Below are 25536 nucleotides of genomic sequence, written 5' to 3'. Positions count from 1 at the left end.
CCGAGGCGATGAAGGGAATGATCATGATGGCCAGGATGATCCCGGCCGACAGCAGGCCCAGGCCCACCGGCGGACCCTGGAAGAGCTGGCCCAGCCCCGGCACGTTGCCGAACGCGGCCTGCAGCGGCTGCTGCACATAGGTGGCCAGCAACGGGCCGAACACCAGCAGGCCCCACATGCCGTAGACGATGGAAGGCACGGCCGCGAGCAGCTCGACGGCAATGCCCAACGGCCGCTTGAGCCAGGCCGGCGCCAGCTCGGTGAGGAACAACGCGATGCCGAAGCTCACGGGCACGGCAATCAGCAGCGCGACGGCCGAGCTCGCCAGCGTGCCCCAGATCATCACCAGGCCGCCGAAGCGCTCCTGCACCGGATCCCACTCGCTGTTCCACAGGAAGCTCAGTCCATAGGCCTCGATGGCCGGACCCGCACCCATGAGCAGCGAAATGATGATGCCCGCCAGCAGCGCCAGCACCAGCACCGCCGCGGTATGCGCCGCGGCCGAGAACAGCCGGTCGGGCCAAGGCGAGAAGCGGCGAGCCACCGCGGGAGGGGATGGCAAGCCCATGGCATCCAGGCCTTGGGCGACATCCACACGGGAGGTGGCCGGCAGTCGTGCAGTCATGACAACGAGGTGTGCAACGGGGCGGCGGACTTCAGGACCGGCGCCGGATGGTCGGTAAGGAAACGGTGTGGCCCTGTCCACGCCGCGCGAAGTGGCCGCGTGAACAACGCCAGGGGCTTATTTGAATGCCAGCGCCTTGCCATCCGCGCCCTTGACGTTGGCCCACTGCTTGCGAACCAGTGCCTTGAGGTTGTCGGGCAAGGCCACGTATTCCAGATCGGCGGCCATGGCGTCGCCGCCGGTGAATGCCCAGTCGAAAAACTTCAGCGCGGCAGCGGCGCTGGCCGGCTTCTCGGACGACTTGGGCATGAGGATGTAGGTGGCGCCGGTCAGCGGCCAGGCGTCCTTGCCGGGCTGCTCGGTCAGTACCTGATAAAAGCTCTTGGACCAGTCGGCGCCGGCCGCGGCGGCCTTGAAGTTGGCGTCGTCAGGCGCCACGAAGTTGCCGGCCTGGTTCTTGAGCAGGGCATACGCCATCTTGTTCTGCTTGACGTAGGCGTACTCCACATAACCGATGGCGCCGGGCAGGCGCTGGACGAAGGCGGCCACGCCCTCGTTGCCCTTGCCGCCCGCGCCCGCAGGCCAGTTCACGGCGGTGCCCTCGCCCACCTTGGTCTTCCACTCGGCGTTGACCTTGGAGAGGTAGTTGGTGAAGAGGAAGCTGGTGCCGGAGCCGTCGGCGCGGCGCACCACGGCGATGGCCTGGTCAGGCAGCGCCACGCCGGGGTTGAGCGCCGTGATGGCCGCGTCGTTCCACTTGGTGATCTTGCCCAGGTAGATGTCGCCCAGCACCTGGCCGGTGAGCTTCAACTGGCCGGGCTGCAGGCCCTTGACGTTGACCACGGGCACCACGCCACCGATGACGGTGGGGAACTGCAGCAAGCCGACCTTGTCCAGTTCCTCGTCCTTGAGCGGCATGTCGGTGGCGCCGAAGGTCACCGTCTTGGCCTTGACCTGCTTGATGCCGGCACCTGAGCCGACGGACTGGTAGTTGACGCGTATGCCGCTGGCCTTGTTGAAGGCGTCGGCCCACTTGGCGTAGATGGGTGCCGGGAAGGTGGCGCCGGCGCCGGTGACGTCCTGGGCAGCAGCCGTGCCGGCAGCCGCGGCGAGCAAGGTGCCGAGCAGCAGCGGCAGGGTGTGTCGCGTCATCGCAAATCCTCAAGCAGTAGAGCGATGCGCGCGACTGTAGGCACCTTCTGTGACACCCATGTGACAGCGATGCAGACGTCACGGCCACCTTGTCACATCCGGCATGGCGGCCCACAGCCTGCCTCACGCGCCAGGCCGGGCAGGTTGCGGCAGCCCGTTCTTGAAACGGCCTGCGCGGCTGGATTCAGCTTGCGAAGGGTTCGACGGCTTCAGCCGCGCGCTGCTTGGGCAAGCTGTTCGGCGCAGGCCTTGCTTTGCGCACCATCGCGGGCCTCGACCATCACGCGCAGCACGGGCTCGGTACCGGAAGCGCGGATGAGCACGCGGCCGTCATCGCCCAAGGCACGCTCGACCTCCGCCTGCACCTGAGCCAGTTGCCGGTTGCTCTTCCAGTCCGCTCCGTCGGCCAGGCGTACGTTGAGCAGCGTCTGCGGGAACAGGCTCACGCCCTCCAGCAAGGCCGCCAGAGGGCGGCCCTGCCGGCGCACGGCCTGCAGGATTTGCAGCGCGCTGACGATGCCGTCGCCTGTGGTGTGGCAGTCCAGCGCCAGCAAATGGCCGGAGCCTTCACCACCGAGCTGCCAGCCGCGCGCGGAAAGCTCCTCCAGCACGTAACGGTCACCCACCTTGGCACGCACCAGGGGAATCTGAAGACGGCGCAGGGCCGTTTCCACGCCCATGTTGGTCATGAGCGTGCCAACGGCGCCGGGCACCGGGCGACCTTGCGCCAGGCGGTCCGCGACCATGACGTACAGCAGCTCGTCACCGTTGTAGAGCCGGCCGTTGGCGTCCACCATCTGCAGCCGGTCTGCATCGCCATCCAGGGCGATGCCGTAGTCGGCGCCGTGCTCCCGCACCGCGCGCACCAGCGCCTGGGGCGCCGTGGCGCCCACGCCGGCATTGATGTTGAGCCCGTCCGGGCTGGCGCCAATGCTGATGACCTCGGCACCCAGCTCATGAAACACAGCCGGCGCCACCTGGTAAGCGGCACCGTGCGCGGCATCCACCACCAGCTTCATGCCCTTGAGCGACAGCTCGTTGGAGATGGTGCTCTTGCAGAACTCGATGTAGCGCCCGCCTGCGTCCTGCAGCCGGCGCGCCTTGCCCAGGCCGGTGGAGTCGACCCAATTCGGAGCCTCCTCCAGCGCGGCTTCCACCGCCAGCTCCCAGGCGTCAGGCAGTTTCTGGCCCTGCGCCGAGAAGAACTTGACGCCGTTGTCATTGAAAGGGTTGTGCGAAGCGCTGATGACCACGCCCAAGTCAAGGCGCAACGCACGGGTCAGGTAGGCCACGCCGGGCGTGGGCAGCGGCCCGCTGAGCAAGACGTCCACCCCGGCGGAGGCAAAACCGGCTTCCAGCGCCGACTCGATCATGTAACCCGATATGCGCGTGTCCTTGCCTATCAACACGGTGGGCCGCTTGGCGGACGCACGCAGGACGCGGCCCACGGCATGGCCCAACCGAAGCATGAAGTCCGGCGTGATGGGAGATTGACCGACGGTTCCCCGGATGCCGTCCGTGCCGAAGTAGTTCCTGCTCATCCTCTGTCCTCGTTGTGCTTATTCGCCTGGGTTGCCACACCTTTTCAGGGCAACCCGGCATTCTCCTTCAGCGTTCCATCACCAAACCTCAAGAGTCGAGCCCGGCAGCCTGCCAAACCTTCAAAGCGTCCACGGTGGCGGCGACGTCGTGAACTCGTACCACCCGCGCGCCCAGCGACACCGCCGCCAGCGCCGCGGCCACGCTGGGCACCAGGCGCTGGTCCACGGGCCGCCCCGTCACCGTACCCAGGCACGACTTGCGCGAAAGGCCGACCAGCAGCGGCAGGCCCAAGGCCAGCAGCTCGCGCTGGCGGCGCAGCAGCTCCAGGTTGTGCGCCACCGTCTTGCCAAAGCCGTAGCCCGGGTCCAGCACCACTCGCTCATCGGCCACACCGCGTGCGCGCAAGGCGTCCAGCCGCTGCGCCAGGAAGGCCAGGACTTCCCCCGCGACGTCGTCATAGGCCGGCGCCACCTGCATCGTGGCCGGCTCGCCCTGCATGTGCATCAGGCACACGCCGGCGCTCACGCCAGAGTCCACCAGCGCGTCCAGCGCGCCTGGGCGCTGCAGCGAGCGAACGTCGTTGATGATGTCCGCGCCCAACTCCAGCGCCTTGCGGATGACCAGCGGGCTGCTGGTGTCCACCGATACGGGCACACCCAGGGTCAAGGCATGGCGCAGCACAGGCTCGACGCGGGCCAGCTCTTGCACCTCGCTGGGCGTGGCCGAACCCGGCCGGGTGGATTCGCCGCCGATGTCCAGGATGTCCACCCCTTCGGCCAGCAACTGCTCGCAGTGCGCCTGCGCGGAAACCGCATCCGCATGCTGGCCGCCGTCGGAAAATGAATCCGGCGTCACGTTGACGATGCCCATGACCTGCGGGCGCGAGAGATCGATGCGAAAGCGTGTGGTGGACCAAAACATGTGAGTACGGCTGCGAAAAGGCGGCAGAGAAAAAAACACGGGGCCCGCGGGCCCCGTGTGTGGTTTCAGAGTTGCGGCGGATCAGGACGATGCCGTGGCAGGCGTGCCGTCCGGATTGACCGGTGGCGTCATGCTGCCGCCGGAGCGCGGCGGCGTGGACGTCCAGTCCTTGGGCGGACGCGGCGGCTTGCCGCCCATGATGTCGTCGATCTGATCGCTGTCTATGGTTTCCCATTCGATCAGCGCGCGCGCCATGGCGTGCATCTTGTCCTTGTTCTCCTCGATGAGCCGGCGCGCGGTGGCGTACTGCTCGTCGATGATCTTGCGGATCTGCTTGTCCACCTTTTGCATCGTCTCCTCGGAGACGTTGACCTGCTTGGTGACCGAGCGACCCAGGAAAACTTCGCCCTCGTTCTCCGCATAGACCATGGGGCCCAACTCGTCGGTCATGCCGTAGCGGGTGACCATGTCGCGGGCGATCTGCGTGGCACGCTCGAAGTCGTTGGAAGCACCGGTGGTCATCTGGTTCATGAACACCTCTTCCGCGATGCGGCCGCCAAACAGCACGGAAATGGTGGAGAGCATGCGCTCCTTGTCCATGCTGTAGCGGTCGCCCTCGGGCAGCTGCATCGTCACGCCCAGGGCGCGGCCACGCGGGATGACCGTGACCTTGTGCACCGGGTCGGTCTTGGGCATGAGGCGCGCGACCAGCGCGTGACCAGCCTCGTGGTAGGCCGTGTTCTTGCGCTCCTCCTCGGGCATGACCATGGACTTGCGCTCGGGGCCCATCATGATCTTGTCCTTGGCCTTCTCGAAGTCGACCATCTCCACCACGCGCGCATTGCGGCGGGCGGCGAACAGCGCGGCCTCGTTGACCAGGTTGGCCAGATCGGCACCGGAGAAGCCCGGCGTGCCGCGCGCCAGGATGTCGGCCCGGATGTCCTGGCCGACGGGCACCTTGCGCATGTGCACGTTGAGGATCTGCTCACGGCCACGCACGTCAGGCAGCGTCACGTAGACCTGGCGGTCAAAGCGGCCCGGGCGCAGCAGCGCAGGGTCGAGGATGTCGGGCCGGTTGGTGGCCGCCATCACGATCACGCCCAGGTTGGTCTCGAAGCCGTCCATCTCAACCAGCATCTGGTTGAGCGTCTGCTCGCGCTCGTCGTTGCCGCCACCCAGGCCGGCCCCGCGGTGGCGACCCACAGCGTCGATTTCGTCCACGAAGATGATGCAGGGAGCACTCTTCTTGGCCTGCTCGAACATGTCGCGCACGCGGGCCGCACCGACGCCGACGAACATTTCGACGAAGTCGGAGCCCGAGATGCTAAAGAACGGCACCTTGGCTTCACCGGCAATGGCCTTGGCCAGCAACGTCTTGCCGGTACCCGGAGGGCCCACCAGCAGCACGCCGCGCGGAATGCGGCCCCCCAGCTTCTGGAAGCGCTGCGGGTCCTTCAGGAAGTCCACCAGCTCCTTGACCTCTTCCTTGGCCTCGTCGCAACCGGCGACGTCGGCGAAAGTGGTGGAGTTGTTGGCCTCGTCCAGCATGCGCGCCTTGGACTTGCCAAAGCTGAAGGCGCCGCCCTTGCCCCCGCCCTGCATCTGGCGCATGAAGTAGATCCACACGCCGATGAGCAGCAGCATCGGCCCCCAGCTCACGAGGATGCTCATCAGCACCGACGGCTCTTCGCGCGGCTTGACGTCGAACTTGACGCCGTTGTTGATCAGATCGCCCACCAGGCCGCGATCGAGATACGTCGCGGTACTGCGCAGCCGCTTGTCGTCGGTCGTCACGGCGATGATGTCGGTGCCGCCATTGCCTTCCTGAAGCGTCACGGACTTGATCCGTTTGGCACGCACCTCTTCGAGGAAGTCCGAGTAACCGATCTGGTTACCCGCCGTGACTCCGCGGTCGAACTGTTTGAAGACGGTGAACAGCACGAGGGCTATCACCATCCAGACAGCGACTTTAGAGAACCATTGATTGTTCACCGCGGCTCCTTTTCAAACCAGGCACGGCACGCCCGCGGGGGCGCGACGGTGCGGAATTGGGGGCAATTTTAGTTCAGTCAAGGGCTAGCCAAATTTTGCTTTGTCCCGGGACGACACAGGTGCTTTCGCCTGCTTTACCGCCTTCCCGCAGCCGTGACAAGTTAAGTCCTTTTCAGACCCAGGCCTACAAGGAAAGTTTCGGCTGAACGGTCGCGCGACGCCTTGGGCTTGATGGGCTTGACGACGCGGAAGTGGCGCTTGAACAGCTCCACCAACTGGCTGTAACCGCTGCCGTGAAAAACCTTGCAGACCAGCGCGCCAGAAGGCCTGAGATGGCCTTCGCAAAACTCCACGGCCAGCTCCACGAGGTGCGCGATGCGGGCAGCGTCCGCGCTTTCGATGCCGGAGAGGTTGGGTGCCATGTCGGACACCACCAGGTCCGCCTGACGGCCGCCCAGCGCCTCATGCAGCTGCGCCAGCACCTCGTCCTCACGGAAGTCGCCCTGAATGAAATGCACGCCCTCGACAGGCTCGAAGGGCAGGATGTCCAGTGCGATAAGCGTGCCGTTGAGCTCACCCACCGCCGCACCGCCGGCACCCGCCGCCTTGGGCGCAAAGCGCTTGCGCAGGTACTGGCTCCAGGCGCCGGGCGCAGCGCCCAGGTCCACCACCACCTGCCCCGGATGGATGAGGTTGAGCGTCTCGTCGATCTCCTTGAGCTTGTAGGCGGCGCGGGAACGAAAACCGTCCCTTTGCGCCATTTTCACGTAGGGATCGTTGATGTGATCCGCAAGCCAAGCCTTGTTGACCTTCTTGCTCTTGGTCTTGATCTTCATGCTGAGTCGATAATGTAAGGATGTCTGCGATCAATCTGACCCCGGCCCAGCGCAAGGAACACCGCGCCGCCGCCCACCACCTCGACCCCGTCGTGCAAATCGGGGCCGATGGCCTCACGCCCGGCGTGCTCAAGGAACTCGACTCCGCGCTCAAGGCCCACGGCCTGATCAAGGTGCGCGTCTTCTCCGACGACCGCACCGCGCGCGAAGCCCTGCTCGGCCAACTCGCCGACCAACTCGACGCCGCGCCCATTCAGCACATCGGCAAGCTGCTGGTGCTGTGGCGCCCCATCCCACCCAAGGAAGAAACGGAACGCGATGACCGCCGCCCCGGCCCAAAGGTGGTGAAGATCGTGAAGTTCAGCAAGAGCGGCAACCACCGGCCGCAAGTGAAAAAGGTCCGCGTGCTGGGCAACGAGCGCGTCACGACCGGCGGCAGCGTCAAGCGCGCCAAGCGCCGCACGATCAGCGTGAAAAAGCGCGCGGCTGAGTAATCCACCCGATCTTTGGTAGTTTTCCCGACCGCTTGCCGGCGGTCGGTCTGCTCAGGCCGCCGGTGTCTTCGCGGGCGCCACCACCCGCCAGGACAGCACCATCACGCACAGGATCTTCAGGCCGAAGAACACGAGGCTGATCCCGTGCAATTGCCCAAAGGTGAGCGTTCCCTTGCCGGCACGTGCCGCTTCCATCATGGGCTGCAAGCCGAAATAGCCCGCCACCGTGCAGAACAGCGCGCCTAGCGCCAAGGCCATCTCCACGGTGAACTGGCCACCCTGCCCTGCGTGGGCACGGCGCCGCTCTATCAGAACGAAGGCCAGCGCCGCAGCCAGCGTGAGAAACGCCTCGCGCTTGAAGATGAAGGCCACCACCAGGCCGGCCTGGGCGCGCTCCAGCACCGCAAACGGCGCCGGCGTGGCCACCAGCGCCACGCACAACAGCAAACCGGCCCACAGCGGCGGCAGCAACCGGCGCGCACGCGCCAGGCTGCTTCCCGGCGACGCCTTGCTCACTGGTAGCGCACTTCCACGATTTCGTAGTGCTTGATACCACCGGGCGCCTGCACCTCGGCCACGTCGCCGGCTTCCTTGCCGATGAGCGCGCGCGCGATGGGCGAGCTGATGGAGATCAGGCCCTGCTTGAGGTCAGCCTCGTCGTCGCCCACGATCTGGTAGGTCACGCTCATGCCCGTGGCCTCGTCTTCCAGGTCCACCGTGGCGCCGAACACCACGCGGCCGCCAGCGTCCAGGCCGGAGGGATCGATCACCTGCGCAGCGGCCAGCTTGCCTTCGATTTCCAGGATGCGGCCTTCGATGAAGCCCTGCTTGTCCTTGGCCGCGTCGTACTCGGCGTTCTCCGAAAGGTCACCCTGCGCGCGCGCTTCCTGAATGGCCAGCACCACCGCGGGCCGCTCGACGTACTTCAGGCGCTGCAGCTCCTCCTTGAGCTTCTCCGCGCCGCGCTTGGTAATGGGAATGGTGGCCATGTTGTGGACGTTGGATCAAAAGCAAAACGCGCCCACGGCGCGTTTCAGTGATGTGAAAACCGCCGCTCCGTTGTGAACCGGAGCGGCGGCGACGCGGCCGCAGTTTAGTGCAGCTGAGCGTGCATCTCCTGCAGCGAGATGACGCTGAGGTCATCCTGGTGCTTGAGCGCTTCGGTGGCGGCTTCGCAGCCGGCCATGGTCGTGTAGTAGGTCACGCGGTTGGCCAGCGCGGCGGTGCGGATGTAGCGCGAGTCGGCGATCGCCGTGCGCGTTTCGTCCACTGTCGTGAACACCAGCTGGATCTCGCCGGCCTTGACCATGTCGGCGATGTGCGGGCGGCCGTCCTTGACCTTGTTGACCGTCTTCACCGGGATGTCGGCGGCGGCGATGGCCGCGGCCGTGCCCTTGGTGGCCAGCAGCTTGAAGCCCAGCTTGTGCAGCTCGGCGGCGACCTGGACGGCACGCGCCTTGTCGCTGTTCTTCACGCTGATCACCACCGTGCCGGAGGTCGGCAGGCGCGAGCCCGCGCCGAGCTGGCTCTTGAGCATGGCCTCGCCGAAGCTCTTGCCCACCCCCATGACCTCGCCCGTGGAGCGCATCTCGGGGCCGAGGATGGGATCCACGCCCGGGAACTTGTTGAAGGGGAACACCGCTTCCTTGACGCTGAAGTACGGCGGCACCACCTCGCGCGGCGCGAGGCCGTCCGGGCCCTTCTGCTCGACCAGCTTCTGTCCGGCCATGCAGCGAGCGGCGATCTTGGCCAGTGGCTGGCTGGTCGCCTTGGACACGTAGGGCACGGTGCGCGAGGCACGCGGGTTCACTTCCAGCACGTAGACGACGGCCTTGTCGCCCTCACCCTGGATGGCGAACTGCACGTTCATCAGGCCGACGACCTTGAGCGCGCGGGCCATCAGCGCGGTCTGGCGGCGCAGCTCGTCCTGCAGCGCGGCCGGCAGCGAGTACGGCGGCAGCGAGCAGGCGGAGTCGCCCGAGTGCACGCCGGCCTGCTCGATGTGCTCCATGATCCCGCCGATCATGACGGCCTCGCCGTCGCTGATGCAGTCCACGTCCACCTCGATGGCGTCGTCCAGGAAGCGGTCCAGCAGCACCGGCGACTTCTCGGACACGCGCACGGCCTCGCGCATGTAGCGCTCCAGGTCCTTGTCGCCGTGCACGATTTCCATCGCGCGGCCGCCCAGCACGTAGCTCGGACGCACCACCAGCGGGTAGCCGATCTCGTGCGCCAGTTGCAGCGCCGCCTCTTCGGTGCGGGCGGTGCGGTTGGGCGGCTGCTTGAGGCCCAGCTCGTGCAGCAGCTTCTGGAAGCGCTCGCGGTCCTCGGCGATGTCGATGGAGTCAGGCGTCGTGCCGATGATGGGCACGCCGTTGGCTTCCAGGTCCAGCGCCAGCTTCAGCGGCGTCTGGCCGCCGTACTGGACGATCACGCCGACGGGCTTTTCCTTGTCCACGATCTCCAGCACGTCTTCCAGCGTCACGGGCTCGAAGTACAGGCGGTCGGAGGTGTCGTAGTCGGTGGAGACGGTTTCCGGGTTGCAGTTGACCATGATGGTCTCGTACCCGTCCTCGCGCATCGCCAGCGCCGCGTGCACGCAGCAGTAGTCGAACTCGATGCCCTGGCCGATGCGGTTGGGACCGCCGCCGAGCACCATGATCTTCTTTTTGTCGCTGGGCTGCGCTTCGCACTCCTCGTCGTACGTGGAGTACATGTAGGCGGTCTGCGTCTCGAACTCGGCGGCGCAGGTGTCCACGCGCTTGTAGACCGGACGCACACCCAGGGCGTGGCGGGCGCGGCGCACGTCATGCTGGTTGCTGCCCAGCAGCTTGCCCAGGCGCTTGTCGGAGAAGCCCTTGCGCTTGAGGAAGTAGAGCTCGTCCTTGGACAGGCTCTCCACCGTGCGGCCCTGCAGCGCCTTTTCGGTCTGGATGATCTGCTCGATCTGCGCCAGGAACCACGGGTCGATGGCGGTCTCTTCGAAGATCTCGTCCAGGCTCATGCCGATGCGGAAGGCATCGCCCACGAACAGGATGCGCTCGGGGCCCGGGCTGCCGATTTCCTCGACGATCTCGTCGCGGTCGGTGGAACGCTCGGACAGGCCGTCGATGCCGGTTTCCAGGCCGCGCAGCGCCTTCTGGAAGCTTTCCTGGAAGGTGCGGCCCATGGCCATCACCTCGCCCACGGACTTCATCTGCGTGGTCAGGTGCGGATCGGCCTCGCGGAATTTCTCGAACGCGAAGCGCGGGATCTTGGTGACCACGTAGTCGATGCTGGGCTCGAACGAGGCCGGCGTGGCGCCGCCGGTGATGTCGTTCTTGAGCTCGTCGAGCGTGTAGCCCACGGCCAGCTTGGCGGCGATCTTGGCGATGGGGAAGCCTGTGGCCTTGGAAGCCAGCGCCGAGCTGCGGCTCACGCGCGGGTTCATCTCGATCACGATCATGCGGCCGTTGACCGGGTTGATCGAGAACTGCACGTTGGAGCCGCCGGTGTCCACGCCGATCTCGCGCAGGATGGCGATGGAGGCGTTGCGCAGGAGCTGGTATTCCTTGTCGGTGAGCGTCTGCGCCGGCGCAACCGTGATGGAGTCGCCGGTGTGGATGCCCATCGGGTCCAGGTTCTCGATGGAGCACACGATGATGCAGTTGTCCGCCTTGTCGCGGACCACTTCCATCTCGTACTCCTTCCAGCCGATGAGGCTCTCCTCGATCAGCAGTTCCTTGGTCGGCGAGAGGTCCAGGCCGCGCTTGCAGATTTCCTCGAACTCTTCCGGGTTGTAGGCAATGCCGCCACCCGTGCCGCCCAACGTGAAGCTGGGACGGATGACCATGGGGAAGCCCGGCCCGCCGATCTCGGCCTGGATGCGCTTTTGCACGCCCCAGGCCTCTTCCATGCTGTGGGCGATGCCGCTCTTGGCGGAGTCCAGACCAATCTTGGTCATGGCCTCCTTGAACTTCTGGCGATCCTCGGCCTTCTCGATGGCGTGCTCGTTGGCGCCGATCATCTCCACGCCGTACTTTTCCAGCACGCCGTGGCGGTGCAGGTCCAGCGCGCAGTTGAGCGCGGTCTGGCCGCCCATGGTGGGCAGGATGACGTCCGGGCGCTCCTTGGCGATGATGCGCTCCACCACCTGCCAGGTGATGGGCTCGATGTACGTGACGTCGGCCGTGGCCGGGTCCGTCATGATGGTCGCCGGGTTGGAGTTGACGAGGATGACCTTGTAGCCCTCCTCGCGCAGCGCCTTGCAGGCCTGGGCGCCGGAATAGTCGAACTCGCAGGCCTGGCCGATGATGATCGGACCGGCGCCGATGATGAGGACGCTCTTGATGTCAGTGCGCTTGGGCATCTCAGTTCTTCTCCGTCTTGCGCGCCGCCATCAGCTCAATGAAGCGGTCAAACAAATAAGCGATGTCATGCGGGCCGGGGGAGGCCTCGGGGTGCCCCTGGAAGCAGAAGGCGGGCTGGTCGGTCCAGGCCAGGCCTTGCAGCGAGCCGTCGAACAGGCTCACGTGCGTGGCGCGCAGGTTGGCCGGCAGCGCATCGGCCTTCACGGCAAAGCCGTGGTTCTGGCTGGTGATGCTCACGCGGCCGTTGTCCAGGTCCTTGACCGGATGGTTGGCGCCGTGGTGGCCGAACTTCATCTTGTAGGTCGGCGCGCCGGCGGCCAGGGCCATGATCTGGTGGCCCAGGCAGATGCCGAAGGTGGGCACGCCGCTGTTGATGAGCTCGCGCGCGGCCTCGATGGCGTAGTCGCAGGGCTGCGGGTCGCCGGGGCCGTTGGAGAGGAAGAAGCCGTCGGGCTTGAAGGCCAGCGCCTCGCGCGCAGGCGTCTGCGCCGGCAGAACCGTCACGCGGCAGCCGCGGCTGGCGAGCATGCGCAGGATGTTGAGCTTGACGCCGTAGTCATAGGCCACGACGTGAAAGCGCGGCGCCGCTTGGGTGCCATAGCCGTTGCCCAGCTCCCATTCGGTCTGCGTCCACTCGTAGGACTCGCGCGTGGTGACGACCTTGGCCAGGTCCAGGCCGGCCATGCTGGGGGCGGCCTTGGCGCGCTCCACGGCTTCGGCCTTGTGCGCCTCGGTGATCACGGTGCCGACCGGGAAGGCCACGATGCAGCCGTTTTGCGCGCCGGTGGTGCGCAGCACGCGCGTCAGGCGGCGCGTGTCGATGTCGGCAATGGCCACCGTGCCCTGGCTTTGCAGGTATTCGGTGAGCGACTGGCCGGCACGGAAGTTGGACAGGCGAACGGGCAAGTCCTTGATCACCAGACCTGCGGCATGGACCTTCGACGCCTCGACATCCTCGCCGTTGACGCCGTAGTTGCCGATGTGCGGATACGTCAGCGTGACGATCTGGCGGCAGTAGCTCGGGTCGGTGAGGATTTCCTGGTAGCCGGTGAGCGCGGTGTTGAACACCACTTCGCCGACGGTATGACCGGCTGCGCCGATCGAGGTGCCCTGAAAGACCGTGCCGTCTGCAAGTGCGAGAAGTGCGGGAGGCTGTACAGGCAGCAAGGAAGACTCCGGTGTGTGTGCACGCCCGGCGCTGCTGAAAGCGCTCGATGTTGGTGCGCAACCGGCGGGGAACCGGTGGCAGCAGAGGCGAATTTCGCCGGGCGGGGTGTTGGCGGGTAAACCTTGGAATTATAGCGGACCCAGGGTTTCCCCCCGGCGCTACCCCGCACCGCGTGAGGAGTTGCTGCCGATCGTATTCACACTTCGGACTGCCTTGCCGCGTGCGCCGGGATGGTGCACGGGCCGTGGCGACACCCGCCGGTGGGGGCCGGCAGGCATCGGGTGTGGGGCGTCAGGCGGCTTGCAGCACGGCGATGCCGGCGCGGGCGATCTGCGCGTCCTCGTTGGACTTCACGCCGCTCACGCCCACGGCGCCGATGCAGTGGCCCTCGATGATCACGGGCACGCCGCCTTCGAGCAGGCCGTCAATGCCGGGCGCGCTCAGGAACGAGGTGCGGCCCTGGTTGATCATGTCCTCGTAGCCCTTGCTCTCGCGGCGGCCCAGCGCGGCGGTGCGGGCCTTGGCCGGGGCGATTTGGGCCGACACAGGCGCGGCGCCGTCCAGGCGCTGCAGCCACAGCAGGTGGCCGCCGTCGTCCACGATGGCGATGGTCACGGCCCAGCCATTGGCCTGCGCTTCGGCGCGGGCAGCCTCGCCCATGGCCTGCACGTCGTCCTGGGTCAGCATCGGTCGGTTCTTCATGTTGGAACTGCTCTTCGGGGGAATTGAAAAGGGCCGCTACTGTAGGGGCAGCCACCGGGGCCTTTGCATGGCGCCGTTGAAAAACAGAAATCACCGCCCGCGCAGCAAACGGCGGCCCCACGCGACACGCTGGTGCGCCCAAGGCAATCCCCCAAACGGCGGAACTAGAATTCATTGAGCGGATCGAACCCGCGTTCAGACCACTTTGGAGGCTTCTTTCATGGACCAACGCTTGCAGACCGTCTACTCCGGCCAGGGAGCGGCGGGCTCGCTCAGCGCGCAGCGCAACCGCGTCCTGCGCAACACCTACTGGCTGCTGGCGCTGTCGCTGGTGCCCACGGTGCTGGGCGCCTGGGTGGGCGTGAGCACGGGCATCGTGGCCGCCATGGGCAACGGCATGGCCGCCATCGTGTTCCTGGTGGGCGCTTTCGGCCTGATGTTCGCCATCGAGAAGACCAAGGACTCGGCCGCCGGCGTCGGCGTGCTGCTGGCCTTCACCTTTTTCATGGGCCTGATGCTGTCGCGGCTGCTGGCCATGGTCCTGGGCTTTTCCAACGGCGCGCAACTCGTGATGCTGGCCTTCGGCGGCACGGCGGGCGTGTTCCTGGCCGTGGCGTCTTTGGCCACCGTCATCAAGCGCGACCTCTCGAACATGGGCAAGTTCCTGTTCGTGGGCGTGATCCTGCTGCTGGTGGCCGGCCTGGTGAACCTGTTCGTGCAGTCCAGCGCGCTGATGATGACGCTGTCCGTCATCGCCATCGGCCTGTTCTCTGCCTTCATGCTCTATGACATCAAGCGCGTGATCGACGGCGGCGAAACGAACTACATCACCGCCACGCTGGCCATCTACCTGGACCTGTACAACATCTTCCAGAACCTGCTGGCCCTGCTGGGCATCTTCGGCGGCGACCGCGAATAACCCGAACAAGCTCGCACCCCAGCAAAGCAAAAGGCCCCGCGAGGGGCCTTTTTCATTGGGCGGACTGCGCGGGCTGCTTACTGCGGCGCCGCTTCGCCGGCCACAGCCGGCGGCTCCACCGCCGGGACGGCTTCCCCGGCCTCGGCCGCCTTGGGAACGAAGTTGGGGTCGTACTCGAACACCGCCATGCTTTCCACGTGCGCCGTGTGAGGGAACATGTTCACCGCGCCGGCAGCCGTGCAGCGGTAGCCGGCCTGGTGCACCAGCAGCCCGGCGTCGCGCGCCAGCGTGGCGGGGTTGCAGCTCACGTAGACGATGTGCTGCGGCATCCGCCAGCCCTCGGGCACCAGCTCCGGCGACTGGCGCAAGTCGGCCAGCGCCTTGGCCAGGGCGAAGGCGCCCTCGCGCGGCGGGTCCACCAGCCAGCGCTGCGCCGAGCCGTAGGCCGTGACGTCCGCTGGCGTGAGCTCGAAGAGGTTGCGCGCCGCGAAGCTCGCCTTGTGCGCCAGCGCGTTGCGCTGCGCGTTCTCCCGCGAGCGCTGCACCAGCGCCTCGCTGCCCTCGATGCCCAGCACCTCGCGCGCCTGCGTGGCCAGCGGCAGCGTGAAATTGCCCAGGCCGCAGAACCAGTCGATGACGCGCTCGTCCGGCTGCACCTGCAGCAGCCGCAGCGCGCGGCCCACCAGCACGGTGTTGATGTGGTGGTTGACCTGCGTGAAGTCGGTGGGCTTGAAAGGCATGACCACGCCGAACTCCGGCAGCGAATAGGCCAGCTCCGGGCCGTCCGTGTCGAGCAGGTGCACCGTGTCCGGCCCCTTGGGCTGCAGCCACCACTGCACGCCGTGCTCGGCGGCGAAGGCACGCAGCTTTTGCACGTCGCCCTCGCTCAGCGGCTCCAGGTGGCGCAGCACCAGCGCCGTCACGAGGCCGAGCGGGCCTTCGCCTATGGCGACCTCGATCTGCGGCAGCCGGTCGCGCGCCTCCATGGTGGCCACCAGCGCGCGCAGCGGCATGAGCAGTGCGCTCACATGTGGCGGCAGCACCTCGCACTGCTGCATGTCGGCGACGTAGCGCGACTTGCGCTCGTGGAAACCCACCAGCACCGTGCCCTTCTTGACCACGTGGCGCACCGACAGGCGGGCGCGGTAGCGGTAGCCCCAGGTCGGCCCTTCCACCGGGCGCAGCATGCGCTCCGGCTTGACCTTGCCCAGGTGCCAGAGGTTGTCCTCCAGCACGCGCTGCTTGATGGCGATCTGCGCCCCGGCGTGCAGGTGCTGCATCTTGCAGCCGCCGCAGGCGCCGGCGTGGAGGCCGAAGTGCGGGCAGCCGGGCGTCACGCGCTGCGGGCTCTCGCGCCGCATCGCTTCGAGCACGCCCTGCTCCCAGTTGTTCTTGCGCCGCGACACCTGCACCTGCACCTGTTCGCCCGGCAGCGCACCTTCGATGAAGACGACTTTCCCCTCGGCGTTGTGGGCCACGCCTTGCGCATCGAGATCCAGCGATTCGACGCGCAGCCATTCCTTGTCAACCGTCATGGACGCGGATTATCCCGCCCGCGGCAAAGGTGCCCCCTTGCGCGCGGCCATGGCGGCGGCGGCGCGCGAGACAAATTCGCGGCGAACCGGGCCCGCCTGCTGCTTCGGTCAGAAGATGGAGTCGCGGTCCACGCCGTGGCGGGCCATGCGCCGCTTGAGCTTCACCAGCGCCTCCTGCTGGATCTGGCGGATGCGCTCGCGCGTGAGCCCCATGCGCTCGGCCAGCACCTCCAGCGTCTCGGGCTCGCGGTCATGCAGCCCGTAGCGGCCGGTGAGCACCTCGCGCTCGCGCTCGTTGAGCTCGGAAATGCCGCTGCGCAGCAACTGCTCCACCTCGCGCACCAGGGTCTGGCCCAGGGGATCGATGGCCTGGTCGTCGGCCACGGTGTCCAGCATGGACTCGCCCTGGTCGCGCTCCAGCGGCGCGTCCAGCGAGGTGGGCTGCTCGGCAAAGCGCAAAAGCGCCGCCACCTCCTGCACCGGACGGTTCAGCGCCGCGGCCACCTGCTCCACGCTCACCGCGCGCTCCTTGGACTGGCCCGGCTTGGCGTTCTCGCTCTCCAGCGCGCGGCGCATCTTGAGCACCTGGTTGAGCTCGCGCACCACGTGCACCGGCAGCCTCACCAGGCGGGCCTGGTGCATGATCGCCCGCTCTATGTTCTGGCGTATCCACCACGAGGCGTAGGTGGAGAAGCGAAAGCCCCGCTCCGGCTCGAACTTGCCGATGGCGTGCATCAGCCCCAGGTTGCCTTCCTCTATGAGGTCGGTCATGGGCAGGCCGCGGCCCAAGTAGTTCTTGGCGATGCTCACGACCAGGCGCAGGTTGCGCTCGATCATGGCCTGCCTGGCCTGGAAGTCGCCGGCGCGGGCGCGCACGGCGGTTTCGTACTCCTGCTCGGCGGTGAGCAGCGGCGCGCGGCGGATCTCGCGCAAATAGAGCTGCAGGGTGTTGCCGACGTCGGACTCGCCCATGGGCAGCGGCGTGCTGCCTTCGGCGGCCGCGGCAGGCTCGGCGGCGTGGGCCGCGTCAGGATCGGCCAGGGCGCCTTGCGGCGCCGCGGACTCCAGCTCGTCCAGCGCCGCCACCAGCGGCGCGATGTTCACCGGAATCACCGCCGAGCCCTCGCGTACATCGAATCGCTTGCTCATCGGTCACCTCCGGTGAAGAAGTCATGCCGTCAACGCGGCGGAAGCAGCCGGGTCGGATCGATCGGCTTGCCCTGTTTGCGGATCTCGAAGTGCAACTGCACGCGACTGGCGTCGCTGGAACCCATCTCGGCGATGCGCTGCCCACGCTTGACGACCTGATCTTCCTTGACCAGCAGCGTCTGGTTGTGTGCGTAAGCCGTGAGGTACGTGTTGTTGTGTTTGACGATGACGAGGTTGCCGTAGCCGCGCAGGCCCGACCCGGCATAGACCACGCGGCCATCGGCGGCGGCCACGACGGGGTCGCCCGCCTTGCCGGAGATGCTGATGCCCTTGTTGCGCGAGTCGTCGAAGGCGCTGGAGACGCTGCCGCCGGCCGGCCAGATCCAGTTGATGTTGTCGTCCGGGTCCTTGGCCGCCGTCTCGCGCGCCGGCGCGGCGGGCGTGGGCGCGGCGGACGCCGTGTCGCTGGGCGTGGCCGCGGCCGTCACGGGCGCGGCGGTGGACGCAGCGCCTGCCGGGCTGGAAGCCGACGCGGACGAGGCAGCCGAGGCGCCGGAGGCCGCCGCGCTCGCCGAAGCGGCGGGCTTGGCGTCCAGCGGGCGGCTTTCCACGCGCGAGCTGTTCACCGGGCGCGAGGCCACGGCCGTCGGGTCCACGTTGGGCGGCACCACGCGCACCACCTCGCCGACCTCGATCAGGTTGGCGTTGTCTATGCCGTTCCAGCGCGCCAGGTCTTTCCAGCTCTGGCCGTTTTCCAGGCCAATGCGAATGAGCGTGTCGCCGGGGCGGACGGTGTAATAGCCGGGCTTGCCGGCGTTTTCAATGCCGCGCAGCGGCTTGACGGGCACTTCAGGCACGGCCACGGGCGCGGGCGCCGTGGACTGCGGGCGCACGGGCGTGCGGGCGCGATCCTCGACGGGCGCTTGCTGCGTGGGCGATGCGCAGCCGACGATCAGCACCGTCGACACGCCGGCCGCCACGGCCCAGGCACCACGCCAGGAGATGGAACTCATCGACAAAACGACCCTCCGTTCAACCAAGGCCGGATTTTAGGGGCACGAAATGCACGGCCTCGTGCACCTGGCGCACCCAGTCGGTCTCGGTGCGGTCCACCACCATCAGCACCTGGCCGCCCGCGGCCCGGGTATGCAACGGGGCTACCAGGCGAGCTCCCGGGGCCATCTGGTCCAGCCAGGACTGCGGCAGCGCCTCGCCGCCGGCCGCGGCGATCACGGTGTCGTAGGGGGCATTGGGCGGATGACCCTGGCAGCCGTCGGCCCACACCAGCCGCATGTTGGCGCGGCGCAGCGGCTGCAGCAGCGTGCGCGCGCGCTCGTGCAGCGGGCGCAGCCGCTCCACCGAAATCACCTGCGTGCCCAGCACGCCCAACAGCGCCGCCTGGTAGCCGCTGCCCGTGCCGATCTCCAGCACCCGTCCGAGCGAGCCGCGCTGGCGCGCGGAACGGCCCTCGAACAGCAGCGCCAGCATGCGCGCCACCACCGAGGGTTTGGAAATCGTCTGGCCGTGGCCTATGGGCAGCGCCGTGTCCTCGTAGGCCTGCGCCACCAGCGCCGGGTCCACGAAGTGGTGGCGCGGCACCTGCTCCAGCGCCTGCAGCACAGGCTCGCACAGCAGCCCTTGCGCGCGCAGGCGCTGCACCATGCGCGCGCGCACGGCCACCGAGTCCAGTCCAAGGCCGCTGGGCAGACCGATGGGCGCGCTGCGCCGGCGCGCGTCGGCGGCGGCTTCGTGCACGGGGCGTTGCGGGCGCTGCGTGGTGCCCGGCGCCTGGGCGCCGGGCGAAACCCGGTCCAGGCCTATGGGAAAGCGCGGCCCGCGCGGCTTCATGGCTGCGGGCGCTGCAAGGCGGTGCGCCACGCGGGCAGCGTGGCATGCGAGGTCAGGTCCACCTGCAGCGGCGTGATGGACACCTGGCCGTGGGCGGTGGCGTGGAAGTCCGTGCCCTCGCCGGCCTCGCGCGCGTCGCCCGCGGGGCCTATCCAATACATGGGCTCGCCGCGCGGGTTGAGCTGCCGGATGACGGGCTCGCTGGCGTGGCGCCGGCCCAGCCGCGTCACCATGCGCGGCAGCTTCTCGGCCTCGGCATGAACGGGGATGTTGACGTTGAGCAGCCACGGCCCCGGCGCGGGCGGCTGGCGCAGCACCTCCTCCACGATGGCGCGCGCCGTGCGCGCGGCGCTGTCCAGGTGCTGCCAGCCGCGCTCGGTCTGCGAGAAGGCGATGGCCGGCACGCCGAAGAGAAAACCCTCCATGGCCGCGGCCACGGTGCCGGAGTAGAGCGTGTCGTCGCCCATGTTGGCGCCGTTGTTGATGCCCGACAGCACCAGGTCCGGCCGCTGCGGCAGCAGCCCGGTGAGGGCCACGTGCACGCAGTCCGAGGGCGTGCCGTTGACGACGTTGAAGCCGTTGCCCGCCTTGAACACCGACAGCGGCCGGTGCAGGCTCAGCGAGTTGGAAGTGCCGCTGGCGTTTTGCTCAGGCGCGATCACGTCGATCTCGCCCAGGTCCTGCACGGCAGCCACCAGGGCGGCCAGGCCGGGCGCGAGGTAGCCATCGTCGTTGGCGATGAGAATTCGCATCGATGCTTTCTGTTGGGGGAACAGCCGGCAAGCGGCCGAAACAGGCCGGATTTGGCAGCCCGGCACGAGAGGCGGCACCGCCAAAGCGGGCGCAAGGTTAGCGGGTGTTAGGATAATTTCAACAACTCGACGGCCGCATTTCTTCACGCCCGCGCTGCCGGCGCAGCGGCTTCTTATCCCAGAACAAAGCTGCACCACCATGGCCGTGAAGGTCTTGATTCTTGAAGGCAATCCGGTCGCGCGCAGCTTCCTTTGCCGGGTCGTTGGCGAGAGTTTCAGCAGCGACATGGCCATCACCGAGGCCCCGACGCTGGAGTCCGCGCGGCGCCACTTGGCCGGCACGCAGGACGACCCCTTCCGCCTCGTCCTGGTCGACCTGGAGCTGGCCGACGGCGACGGCCTGACGCTGTTGTCCGAGCTGGCCACCGCCCCCGCCTGTTGCATCGCCACCACGCTGTACGCCGACGACGAGCACCTCTACCCCGCGCTGCAGCGCGGCGCCGACGGTTACCTGCTCAAGGAAGACCGCTTCGAGCTGCTGGTGGAGGAGCTGCAAAAAATCGTGCGCGGACAGCCCCCGCTGTCCCCGGCCATCGCGCGGCGCATGCTGGCGGACTTTCGCGACGCCCCCGCCGCCGCCGCGCTGACGCCGCGCGAAAACGAGCTGCTCACGTTCCTGAGCAAGGGCTTCACGAGCAAGGAAATCGCCGGGCTGCTCGACCTGCAGCGGCCCGGGCTCAACGAGCACCTGCGCGCCATCTACGGCAAGTTCGCCGCGGCCAGCCGCCCGGCTTGATGTCCCAGGGCCGGCGCCCACCGGCGCCCGGCCGTCACTCCTCCACCGCCTCCCACACCAGCGACACGCGCTGCACGCCCTGCACCGCCGTGGTGGCCAGGAGGCGCAGCGGCTGCCCCGGCGGCAGCTGCAAGCTGAAACGGTAGTCCAGCGAGTCGCTGCCCTCGCCGCTCTCCACCCGGCGCGACCAGCGCAGCGCGCCGTCCACCGACACGCGCAGCTCGTGCCACGCGTCCTCCACGCCGGTGCGGCGCTTCACCACGAAGCGGCAGTCGAGCTCGAAATGCCGCTCGCGCTGCGCGTCGGCCGGAATGTCCAGGCGCGCCACGTCGGCGCCGCCCGCGTCCAGGCTCCAGCGCTCGCGCGGCCCCTGTGCGCCCAATCGGATGCTGTGTTCCTTGCCCATGGCCGCCAGCTTAGCCAAGCCCGCGGCGCGGGCCCGCCGGCAGCCCCAGGCGGCGCACCAGCCGGTGGAAGTTGCTGCGATCCATGCCCGCCTCGCGCGCCGCCGCCGACATGGAGCCGCCATGCCGCGCCAGCGACGCCTGCAGCCAGCGGCGCTGGAAGGCGTCGGTCGCTTCCCGCAAGCCCATTCCCGGCGCCGCGGCCGCATCCGCCGGCTCGGCGTCGGCCGCGGTCCGCGCCTGAAATTCGGCGCCGGCGGCTTCGTTGGCGGCCGCCACGGGCAGCAAAGGTGGCGACAGGGCCGCGCCCGCCGCCACGTCGCCCAACAGGTGCCGCGGCTCTATGGCCACCCAGCGCCCCTTGCCCGCCTCCATGCGCGCGCGCAGCGCCGCGCGGCTGACCAGGTGCTCCAGCTCGCGCACGTTGCCGGGCCAGGACTGCTGCAACAGCAGCGTCCTGCTGGCCGGCGACAAGCGCAGGTTGCGTGCGCCCAGGCGGTGCTGGTTCTCCTCCAGGAAACCCTCGGCCAGCGCCAGCACGTCGCGCCCGCGCTCGCGCAGCGGCGGCACCAGCAGCGGGTACACCGCCAGCCGGTGGTAGAGGTCGGCGCGAAAGCGCCCGGCCGCCACCTCGGCCGCCAGGTCGCGGTTGGTGGCGGCGATCACGCGCACGTCCACGTGGACCAGCTCGTCGCTGCCCGGGCGCTGCACTTCGCCGCTTTGCAGCACGCGCAGCAGCTTGGCCTGCACCGCCAGCGACAGCTCGCCCACCTCGTCCAGGAACAGCGTGCCGCCGTCGGCGAGCTGGAAACGCCCCGCGCGTGCCTGCGTCGCGCCGGTGAAGGCGCCGCGCCGGTGGCCGAACAGCTCGCTGTCGGCCAGCGTTTCCGGCAGCGCCGCGCAGTTCACCTGCACCAGCGGCCGCTCGGCCCGCAGCGACTCGGCGTGCAGCCGCTGCGCAACGAGCTCCTTGCCCACGCCGGTCTCGCCCAGGACGAGCACCGTCAGGTCGGTCGGCGCGACGGTGGCGATCTCGCGCCGCAGCCGCTGCATGGCGGCGCTGCGCCCAAGCAGCTCGCGCGGTGCGCGGGTGCTGGCCTGCAGCTCGCGGACCAGCTCGTGCTCGTGCGCGGCGCTGTCGGCCAGCTCGCGAATGGTCTGCGCCGCTTCCAGCCCCTGCTCCACCAGGCGTGCCAGCGCCGGCAACTGCGCCTGCACCGCGTCGAAGCGGGCGGGCTGCAGGGCGTCCAGCGTCAGCAGCCCCCAGGGCTCGCCGCGCAGGCGCAGCGGCACGCCCATGCAGTCGTGTACCGGCAGGATTTCCGGCTGGTGCGCCACCAGCCCGTCATAGGGGTCCGGCAGCGCGCAGTCCGTCGGCAGCCGCAGGCCCTGCGGGCTGCGCAGCAGCAGCGCCAAGCGCGGATGGGCCTGCACGGGAAAGCGCCGGCCCATCACCTCCTCGTTGAGCCCCTGCACGGCCACGGGCACCAGCGCCTCGCCGTCCAGGCGCAGCAGCGCCGCGGCATCGGCCTGCGCCATGGCCTGCACGGCCGAAAGCAGCGCGGCATGGCGCGCGGACGGGGACGGGGACGGGTTGGCGGGCGGCTGTGTGCTCATGACTACATTGTGGTGTTTCCGACAACGATACGCACGCAGTCGAAAGAACAACAACCAAACGCACCATGAGATAAATCAAGCACTTGCCTTGACACAGCCACCTGGCCCGCGTCTTGATAAAGGACAAACACCCTTGCCCGCATCCGACTGGAGACCGACATGCTGTCCGCCAAGACCATTGCCCTGGTGAAAGCCACCGTGCCCGTGCTGCAAGAGCACGGCGAAGCCATCACCCGCCACTTCTACCCGCTGATGTTCCGCGAGCGTCCGGAAGTGAAGGCCTTCTTCAACGAGGCGCACCAGGCCGGCGGCACGCAGCCGCGCGCGCTGGCGCATGCCGTGCTCGCCTACGCCGCCAACATCGACCGGCTGCAGGCCCTCTCCGGCGCGCTGCCGGCCATCATCCACAAGCACGTGGCGCTGGGCGTGCTGCCTGAGCACTACCCCATCGTCGGCCAGTACCTGCTGCGCGCCATCCGCGAAGTGCTGGGCCCGGCCGCGACGGACGAGATCATTGACGCCTGGGGCCAGGCCTACGGCGCCCTGGCCGACGTGCTCATCCAGGCCGAGGAGCAGCTCTACACCGAGAACGCCCAGCGCCCCGGCGGCTGGCGCGGCGCGCGCGCCTTCCGCGTTGCACGGCGCGAGGTGGAAAGCGAGCTGATCACGTCCTTCTACCTGGCCCCCGTGGACGGCGGCGCCCTGCCCGCCTACCAGCCCGGCCAGTACCTGACGCTGGTGCTCGACATCGACGGCCAGCCCCTGCGCCGCAACTACTCGCTCTCCGGCGCGCCGGGCGGCGACACCTGGCGCATCAGCGTCAAGCGCGAACAAGGCGGCAAGGTCTCCAACTGGCTGCACGACCAGGCGCAAGTGGGCACCGAGCTGCAGGTGCTGCAGCCCGCGGGCGAATTCGTCCTGGACGAGGCCACGGCCCACCGCCCGCTGCTGCTGGTCACCGGCGGCGTGGGCATCACGCCGGCCATGGCCATCCTGGAGACCGTGGCCGAAACGGGCCGCCCCGTGCATTTCCTGCACGCCGCGCGCCACGGCGGCGTGCACGCCTTCCGCGAGCGCGTGCAGGCCCTGGCCACGCAGCACCCCAACGTGCAGGCCTTCTTCCTCTACGACGAACCGCGCCAGGGCGACCAGCCGCACGGCGTGGGCCGACTGACGCCGGACGTGCTGGCCCAGCACCTGCCCGCCGACCGCGACGTGGACCTGTATTTCATAGGCCCCAAGCCCTTCATGCAGGCCGTGCGCCACCAGGCGCTGGGTTTGGGCGTGGCGCCGGACCGGCTGCGCTGGGAGTTCTTCGGCCCGCTGGAGCAGTTCCAGGACGCCGCCTGAGCACCGCCACGGGGAAAGCATTCAACGGCGGGCCACGGCGCCCGCCGTTTCAGCTTTCCCCTTGACCTTAAACACGCACCAAAAGCGGGCATAAGGCAGACTCGCGCCCTTTGCCGGCAAGACCCCCTCCGTTCGTGATGCAGTTTCCACGCACCCTGGATCTTCAACGCCTGCTGCCGCCGCGGCTGGACGTGGCGCCGCGCGAGCGGCTGCGCGCCGCCGCGGGCGGCCTGGTGGGCATCCTGTTCACCGCGCTGCTGGCGCGGGCGATGCTGGAGGCGGGCCAGGCCTGGCTGATCGCCCCCATGGGCGCCTCGGCCGTGCTGCTGTTTGCCGTGCCGGCCAGCCCGCTGGCGCAGCCCTGGCCGGTGTTCGGCGGCAACGTGATCTCGACCGCCGTGGGCATGGCCTGCCTGCTGGCGCTGGGCCCCACGCCGCTGGCCGCGGGCCTGGCGCTGGCCCTGGCGCTGGTGGCCATGTTCGCGCTGCGCTGCCTGCACCCACCCGGCGGCGCCCTGGCGCTCACGGCGGTGTTGGGTGGCCAGGCCGTGCAGGCGCAGGGGTTCCACTTCGTCCTCTCGCCCGTGGCGCTGGACACGGCGCTGCTGCTGCTGGCGGCCGTGCTCTACAACAACCTCACCGGCCGCGCCTACCCGCACCGCGCGGCGTCCGCGCCCGGCCATGGCACGACCGACGCCGCGCCCAACCGCCGCGTGGGTTTCACCTCCGAAGACCTGGACGCCGTGATGCACCGCTACGGCCAGGTGCTGGACATCGACCGCGACGACCTCGACAGCCTGCTGCGCCAGGCCGAGGCGCAGGCCTACCGGCGGCGCTTCGGCGTGATCCGCTGCAAGGACATCATGTCGCGCGACGTGGTGACGGTGGAGTTCGGCACCTCGCTGGACGAGGCCTGGCACCTGCTGCGCCGCCACCGCGTCAAGGCGCTGCCCGTGCTGGACCGCGCGCGGCGCGTGATCGGGATCATCACCCTGGTGGATTTCATGAAGCACGCCCAGCTCGACCGCCATGACGGTTGGGCGCGCAAGCTGCGCGATTTCCTGCGGCCCAGCGGCCTCACGCACAGCGACAAGCCGGAGGTGGTGGGCCAGATCATGAGCTCTGGCGTGCACAGCGCCAGCGAGGACACGCACATCGTGGAGCTCGTCCCGCTGCTGTCCGACCTGGGGCTGCACCACATTCCCGTCGTGGACCAGGACCGCCGCCTGGCCGGCATGGTCACGCAGTCCGACCTCGTCGCCGCCCTCTACCGCGGCGGCCTGGACGAGGCCACCGGCTACGAAAAAGCAGTTGCCTGAAAAAAATCGATAAAAACGCTTGCGCAGTCGCTAAAAACACTGCTAAACTGCGCAGCTTCTGAGACG

At 68.4% G+C, this 25536-nt stretch carries 23 protein-coding genes; 5 read left to right on the top strand and 18 right to left on the bottom strand.

The window, feature by feature from the left end; genetic code table 11:
• The 6 genes from ALA01S_RS23655 to ALA01S_RS23630 form a co-directional block, all read right to left on the bottom strand.
• A partial coding sequence (locus ALA01S_RS23655) for an ABC transporter permease (RefSeq protein WP_507762112.1) occupies positions 1–568 on the bottom strand: 568 nt, incomplete at its 3' end.
• Positions 569–742: 174 nt separating this feature from the next.
• A complete protein-coding gene (gene pstS, locus ALA01S_RS23650) occupies positions 743–1777 on the bottom strand; it encodes a phosphate ABC transporter substrate-binding protein PstS (protein ID WP_066341688.1) in 1035 nt (344 codons plus the stop codon).
• A 209-nt stretch (positions 1778–1986) separates the two neighbouring features.
• The gene (glmM, locus tag ALA01S_RS23645; RefSeq protein WP_066341687.1) at positions 1987–3318 is read right to left on the bottom strand and encodes a phosphoglucosamine mutase; all 1332 of its coding nucleotides are present in this window, start codon (positions 3316–3318) and stop codon (positions 1987–1989) included.
• Positions 3319–3406: 88 nt separating this feature from the next.
• The gene (gene folP / locus ALA01S_RS23640) at positions 3407–4240 is read right to left on the bottom strand and encodes a dihydropteroate synthase (protein ID WP_066341685.1); all 834 of its coding nucleotides are present in this window, start codon (positions 4238–4240) and stop codon (positions 3407–3409) included.
• Positions 4241–4321: 81 nt separating this feature from the next.
• A complete protein-coding gene (ftsH, locus tag ALA01S_RS23635; RefSeq protein ID WP_066341684.1) occupies positions 4322–6232 on the bottom strand; it encodes an ATP-dependent zinc metalloprotease FtsH in 1911 nt (636 codons plus the stop codon).
• Positions 6233–6393: 161 nt separating this feature from the next.
• Positions 6394–7068 (bottom strand): RlmE family RNA methyltransferase, encoded by a 675-nt coding sequence (locus ALA01S_RS23630; RefSeq protein ID WP_066341683.1) that lies wholly within the window; start codon positions 7066–7068, stop codon positions 6394–6396.
• Between the two features lie 20 nt (positions 7069–7088).
• Between ALA01S_RS23630 and ALA01S_RS23625 the strand changes: the two genes are divergently transcribed.
• Positions 7089–7562 carry a YhbY family RNA-binding protein gene (locus ALA01S_RS23625; RefSeq protein WP_066341682.1) on the top strand — a complete coding sequence of 158 codons (474 nt, stop codon included), beginning with the start codon at positions 7089–7091 and terminating at the stop codon, positions 7560–7562.
• A 51-nt stretch (positions 7563–7613) separates the two neighbouring features.
• On the opposite strand, the gene ALA01S_RS23620 is transcribed toward ALA01S_RS23625, so the two are convergent.
• From ALA01S_RS23620 to ALA01S_RS23600, 5 genes are all read right to left on the bottom strand, one after another.
• The gene (locus ALA01S_RS23620) at positions 7614–8078 is read right to left on the bottom strand and encodes a DUF4149 domain-containing protein (protein ID WP_066341680.1); all 465 of its coding nucleotides are present in this window, start codon (positions 8076–8078) and stop codon (positions 7614–7616) included.
• Complete coding sequence (gene greA / locus ALA01S_RS23615; protein ID WP_066341678.1) at positions 8075–8551, bottom strand: transcription elongation factor GreA; 477 nt, start codon at positions 8549–8551, stop codon at positions 8075–8077. Before greA ends, ALA01S_RS23620 begins: the two co-directional genes overlap by 4 nt.
• 104 nt (positions 8552–8655) lie before the next feature.
• Entirely contained in the window at positions 8656–11910 is a 3255-nt protein-coding gene (gene carB, locus ALA01S_RS23610; RefSeq protein ID WP_066341676.1) for a carbamoyl-phosphate synthase large subunit, read from the bottom strand.
• A gap of 1 nt (position 11911) precedes the next feature.
• The gene (carA, locus tag ALA01S_RS23605; RefSeq protein WP_066341674.1) at positions 11912–13078 is read right to left on the bottom strand and encodes a glutamine-hydrolyzing carbamoyl-phosphate synthase small subunit; all 1167 of its coding nucleotides are present in this window, start codon (positions 13076–13078) and stop codon (positions 11912–11914) included.
• A gap of 292 nt (positions 13079–13370) precedes the next feature.
• Positions 13371–13781, bottom strand: coding sequence for a GlcG/HbpS family heme-binding protein (locus tag ALA01S_RS23600; protein WP_066341673.1), 411 nt, complete (start codon positions 13779–13781; stop codon positions 13371–13373).
• A gap of 220 nt (positions 13782–14001) precedes the next feature.
• Here ALA01S_RS23600 and ALA01S_RS23595 point away from each other — a divergent pair, with 220 nt between their 5' ends.
• Positions 14002–14700: a Bax inhibitor-1/YccA family protein gene (locus ALA01S_RS23595; protein ID WP_066341689.1), complete on the top strand. Its 699-nt coding sequence runs from the start codon at positions 14002–14004 to the stop codon at positions 14698–14700.
• Between the two features lie 77 nt (positions 14701–14777).
• Here the strand turns inward: ALA01S_RS23595 and rlmD are convergent, their stop codons facing one another.
• The 5 genes from rlmD to surE form a co-directional block, all read right to left on the bottom strand.
• On the bottom strand, positions 14778–16235 hold the full coding sequence (rlmD, locus tag ALA01S_RS23590; protein WP_066341672.1) for a 23S rRNA (uracil(1939)-C(5))-methyltransferase RlmD: 1458 nt from the start codon (positions 16233–16235) through the stop codon (positions 14778–14780).
• Positions 16236–16343: 108 nt separating this feature from the next.
• Entirely contained in the window at positions 16344–17384 is a 1041-nt protein-coding gene (rpoS, locus tag ALA01S_RS23585; RefSeq protein ID WP_066341671.1) for an RNA polymerase sigma factor RpoS, read from the bottom strand.
• Between the two features lie 29 nt (positions 17385–17413).
• Positions 17414–18397 (bottom strand): peptidoglycan DD-metalloendopeptidase family protein, encoded by a 984-nt coding sequence (locus ALA01S_RS23580; RefSeq protein WP_066341669.1) that lies wholly within the window; start codon positions 18395–18397, stop codon positions 17414–17416.
• 19 nt (positions 18398–18416) lie between these two features.
• Entirely contained in the window at positions 18417–19232 is an 816-nt protein-coding gene (locus ALA01S_RS23575) for a protein-L-isoaspartate(D-aspartate) O-methyltransferase (protein WP_066341667.1), read from the bottom strand.
• Positions 19229–19984 (bottom strand): 5'/3'-nucleotidase SurE, encoded by a 756-nt coding sequence (gene surE / locus ALA01S_RS23570; protein ID WP_066341665.1) that lies wholly within the window; start codon positions 19982–19984, stop codon positions 19229–19231. The genes ALA01S_RS23575 and surE overlap by 4 nt, the downstream gene beginning before the upstream one ends.
• Positions 19985–20183: 199 nt before the next feature.
• Here surE and ALA01S_RS23565 point away from each other — a divergent pair, with 199 nt between their 5' ends.
• Positions 20184–20780 (top strand): response regulator, encoded by a 597-nt coding sequence (locus tag ALA01S_RS23565; protein ID WP_066341663.1) that lies wholly within the window; start codon positions 20184–20186, stop codon positions 20778–20780.
• 34 nt (positions 20781–20814) lie between these two features.
• Here ALA01S_RS23565 and ALA01S_RS23560 read toward each other — a convergent pair whose 3' ends face one another.
• Both ALA01S_RS23560 and norR read right to left on the bottom strand, forming a co-directional pair.
• The gene (locus tag ALA01S_RS23560) at positions 20815–21186 is read right to left on the bottom strand and encodes a hypothetical protein (protein ID WP_157119227.1); all 372 of its coding nucleotides are present in this window, start codon (positions 21184–21186) and stop codon (positions 20815–20817) included.
• Between the two features lie 10 nt (positions 21187–21196).
• The gene (norR, locus tag ALA01S_RS23555; RefSeq protein WP_066341660.1) at positions 21197–22801 is read right to left on the bottom strand and encodes a nitric oxide reductase transcriptional regulator NorR; all 1605 of its coding nucleotides are present in this window, start codon (positions 22799–22801) and stop codon (positions 21197–21199) included.
• Positions 22802–22960: 159 nt separating this feature from the next.
• Here norR and hmpA point away from each other — a divergent pair, with 159 nt between their 5' ends.
• Together hmpA and ALA01S_RS23545 are read left to right on the top strand one after the other, a co-directional pair.
• Positions 22961–24151, top strand: a complete 1191-nt coding sequence (hmpA, locus tag ALA01S_RS23550; RefSeq protein ID WP_066341659.1) for an NO-inducible flavohemoprotein — start codon at positions 22961–22963, stop codon at positions 24149–24151.
• Positions 24152–24288: 137 nt separating this feature from the next.
• Positions 24289–25470, top strand: a complete 1182-nt coding sequence (locus ALA01S_RS23545; protein WP_066341658.1) for an HPP family protein — start codon at positions 24289–24291, stop codon at positions 25468–25470.
• Positions 25471–25536: the final 66 nt, after the last annotated feature.

The sequence above is a fragment of the Azohydromonas lata NBRC 102462 genome (assembly GCF_001571085.1).
GTDB classification, from domain to species: Bacteria; Pseudomonadota; Gammaproteobacteria; order Burkholderiales; family Burkholderiaceae_C; genus Azohydromonas; species Azohydromonas lata.
This window is presented reverse-complemented; position numbering and strand designations above follow the sequence as displayed.

Excerpts from the sequence above, each read along its gene's own strand:
- ALA01S_RS23545 (WP_066341658.1), top strand. The coding sequence starts at position 24,289 with ATGCAGTTTCCACGCACCCTGGATCTTCAACGCCTGCTGCCGCCGCGG.
- ALA01S_RS23630 (WP_066341683.1), bottom strand. The coding sequence starts at position 7,068 with ATGAAGATCAAGACCAAGAGCAAGAAGGTCAACAAGGCTTGGCTTGCG.
- ALA01S_RS23625 (WP_066341682.1), top strand. The coding sequence starts at position 7,089 with ATGTCTGCGATCAATCTGACCCCGGCCCAGCGCAAGGAACACCGCGCC.
- ALA01S_RS23560 (WP_157119227.1), bottom strand. The coding sequence starts at position 21,186 with ATGGGCAAGGAACACAGCATCCGATTGGGCGCACAGGGGCCGCGCGAG.
- ALA01S_RS23595 (WP_066341689.1), top strand. The coding sequence starts at position 14,002 with ATGGACCAACGCTTGCAGACCGTCTACTCCGGCCAGGGAGCGGCGGGC.
- rpoS (WP_066341671.1), bottom strand. The coding sequence starts at position 17,384 with ATGAGCAAGCGATTCGATGTACGCGAGGGCTCGGCGGTGATTCCGGTG.
- ALA01S_RS23575 (WP_066341667.1), bottom strand. The coding sequence starts at position 19,232 with ATGAAGCCGCGCGGGCCGCGCTTTCCCATAGGCCTGGACCGGGTTTCG.
- hmpA (WP_066341659.1), top strand. The coding sequence starts at position 22,961 with ATGCTGTCCGCCAAGACCATTGCCCTGGTGAAAGCCACCGTGCCCGTG.
- ALA01S_RS23600 (WP_066341673.1), bottom strand. The coding sequence starts at position 13,781 with ATGAAGAACCGACCGATGCTGACCCAGGACGACGTGCAGGCCATGGGC.
- ALA01S_RS23565 (WP_066341663.1), top strand. The coding sequence starts at position 20,184 with ATGGCCGTGAAGGTCTTGATTCTTGAAGGCAATCCGGTCGCGCGCAGC.
- greA (WP_066341678.1), bottom strand. The coding sequence starts at position 8,551 with ATGGCCACCATTCCCATTACCAAGCGCGGCGCGGAGAAGCTCAAGGAG.
- pstS (WP_066341688.1), bottom strand. The coding sequence starts at position 1,777 with ATGACGCGACACACCCTGCCGCTGCTGCTCGGCACCTTGCTCGCCGCG.
- glmM (WP_066341687.1), bottom strand. The coding sequence starts at position 3,318 with ATGAGCAGGAACTACTTCGGCACGGACGGCATCCGGGGAACCGTCGGT.
- surE (WP_066341665.1), bottom strand. The coding sequence starts at position 19,984 with ATGCGAATTCTCATCGCCAACGACGATGGCTACCTCGCGCCCGGCCTG.
- carB (WP_066341676.1), bottom strand. The coding sequence starts at position 11,910 with ATGCCCAAGCGCACTGACATCAAGAGCGTCCTCATCATCGGCGCCGGT.
- rlmD (WP_066341672.1), bottom strand. The coding sequence starts at position 16,235 with ATGACGGTTGACAAGGAATGGCTGCGCGTCGAATCGCTGGATCTCGAT.
- ALA01S_RS23580 (WP_066341669.1), bottom strand. The coding sequence starts at position 18,397 with ATGAGTTCCATCTCCTGGCGTGGTGCCTGGGCCGTGGCGGCCGGCGTG.
- folP (WP_066341685.1), bottom strand. The coding sequence starts at position 4,240 with ATGTTTTGGTCCACCACACGCTTTCGCATCGATCTCTCGCGCCCGCAG.
- norR (WP_066341660.1), bottom strand. The coding sequence starts at position 22,801 with ATGAGCACACAGCCGCCCGCCAACCCGTCCCCGTCCCCGTCCGCGCGC.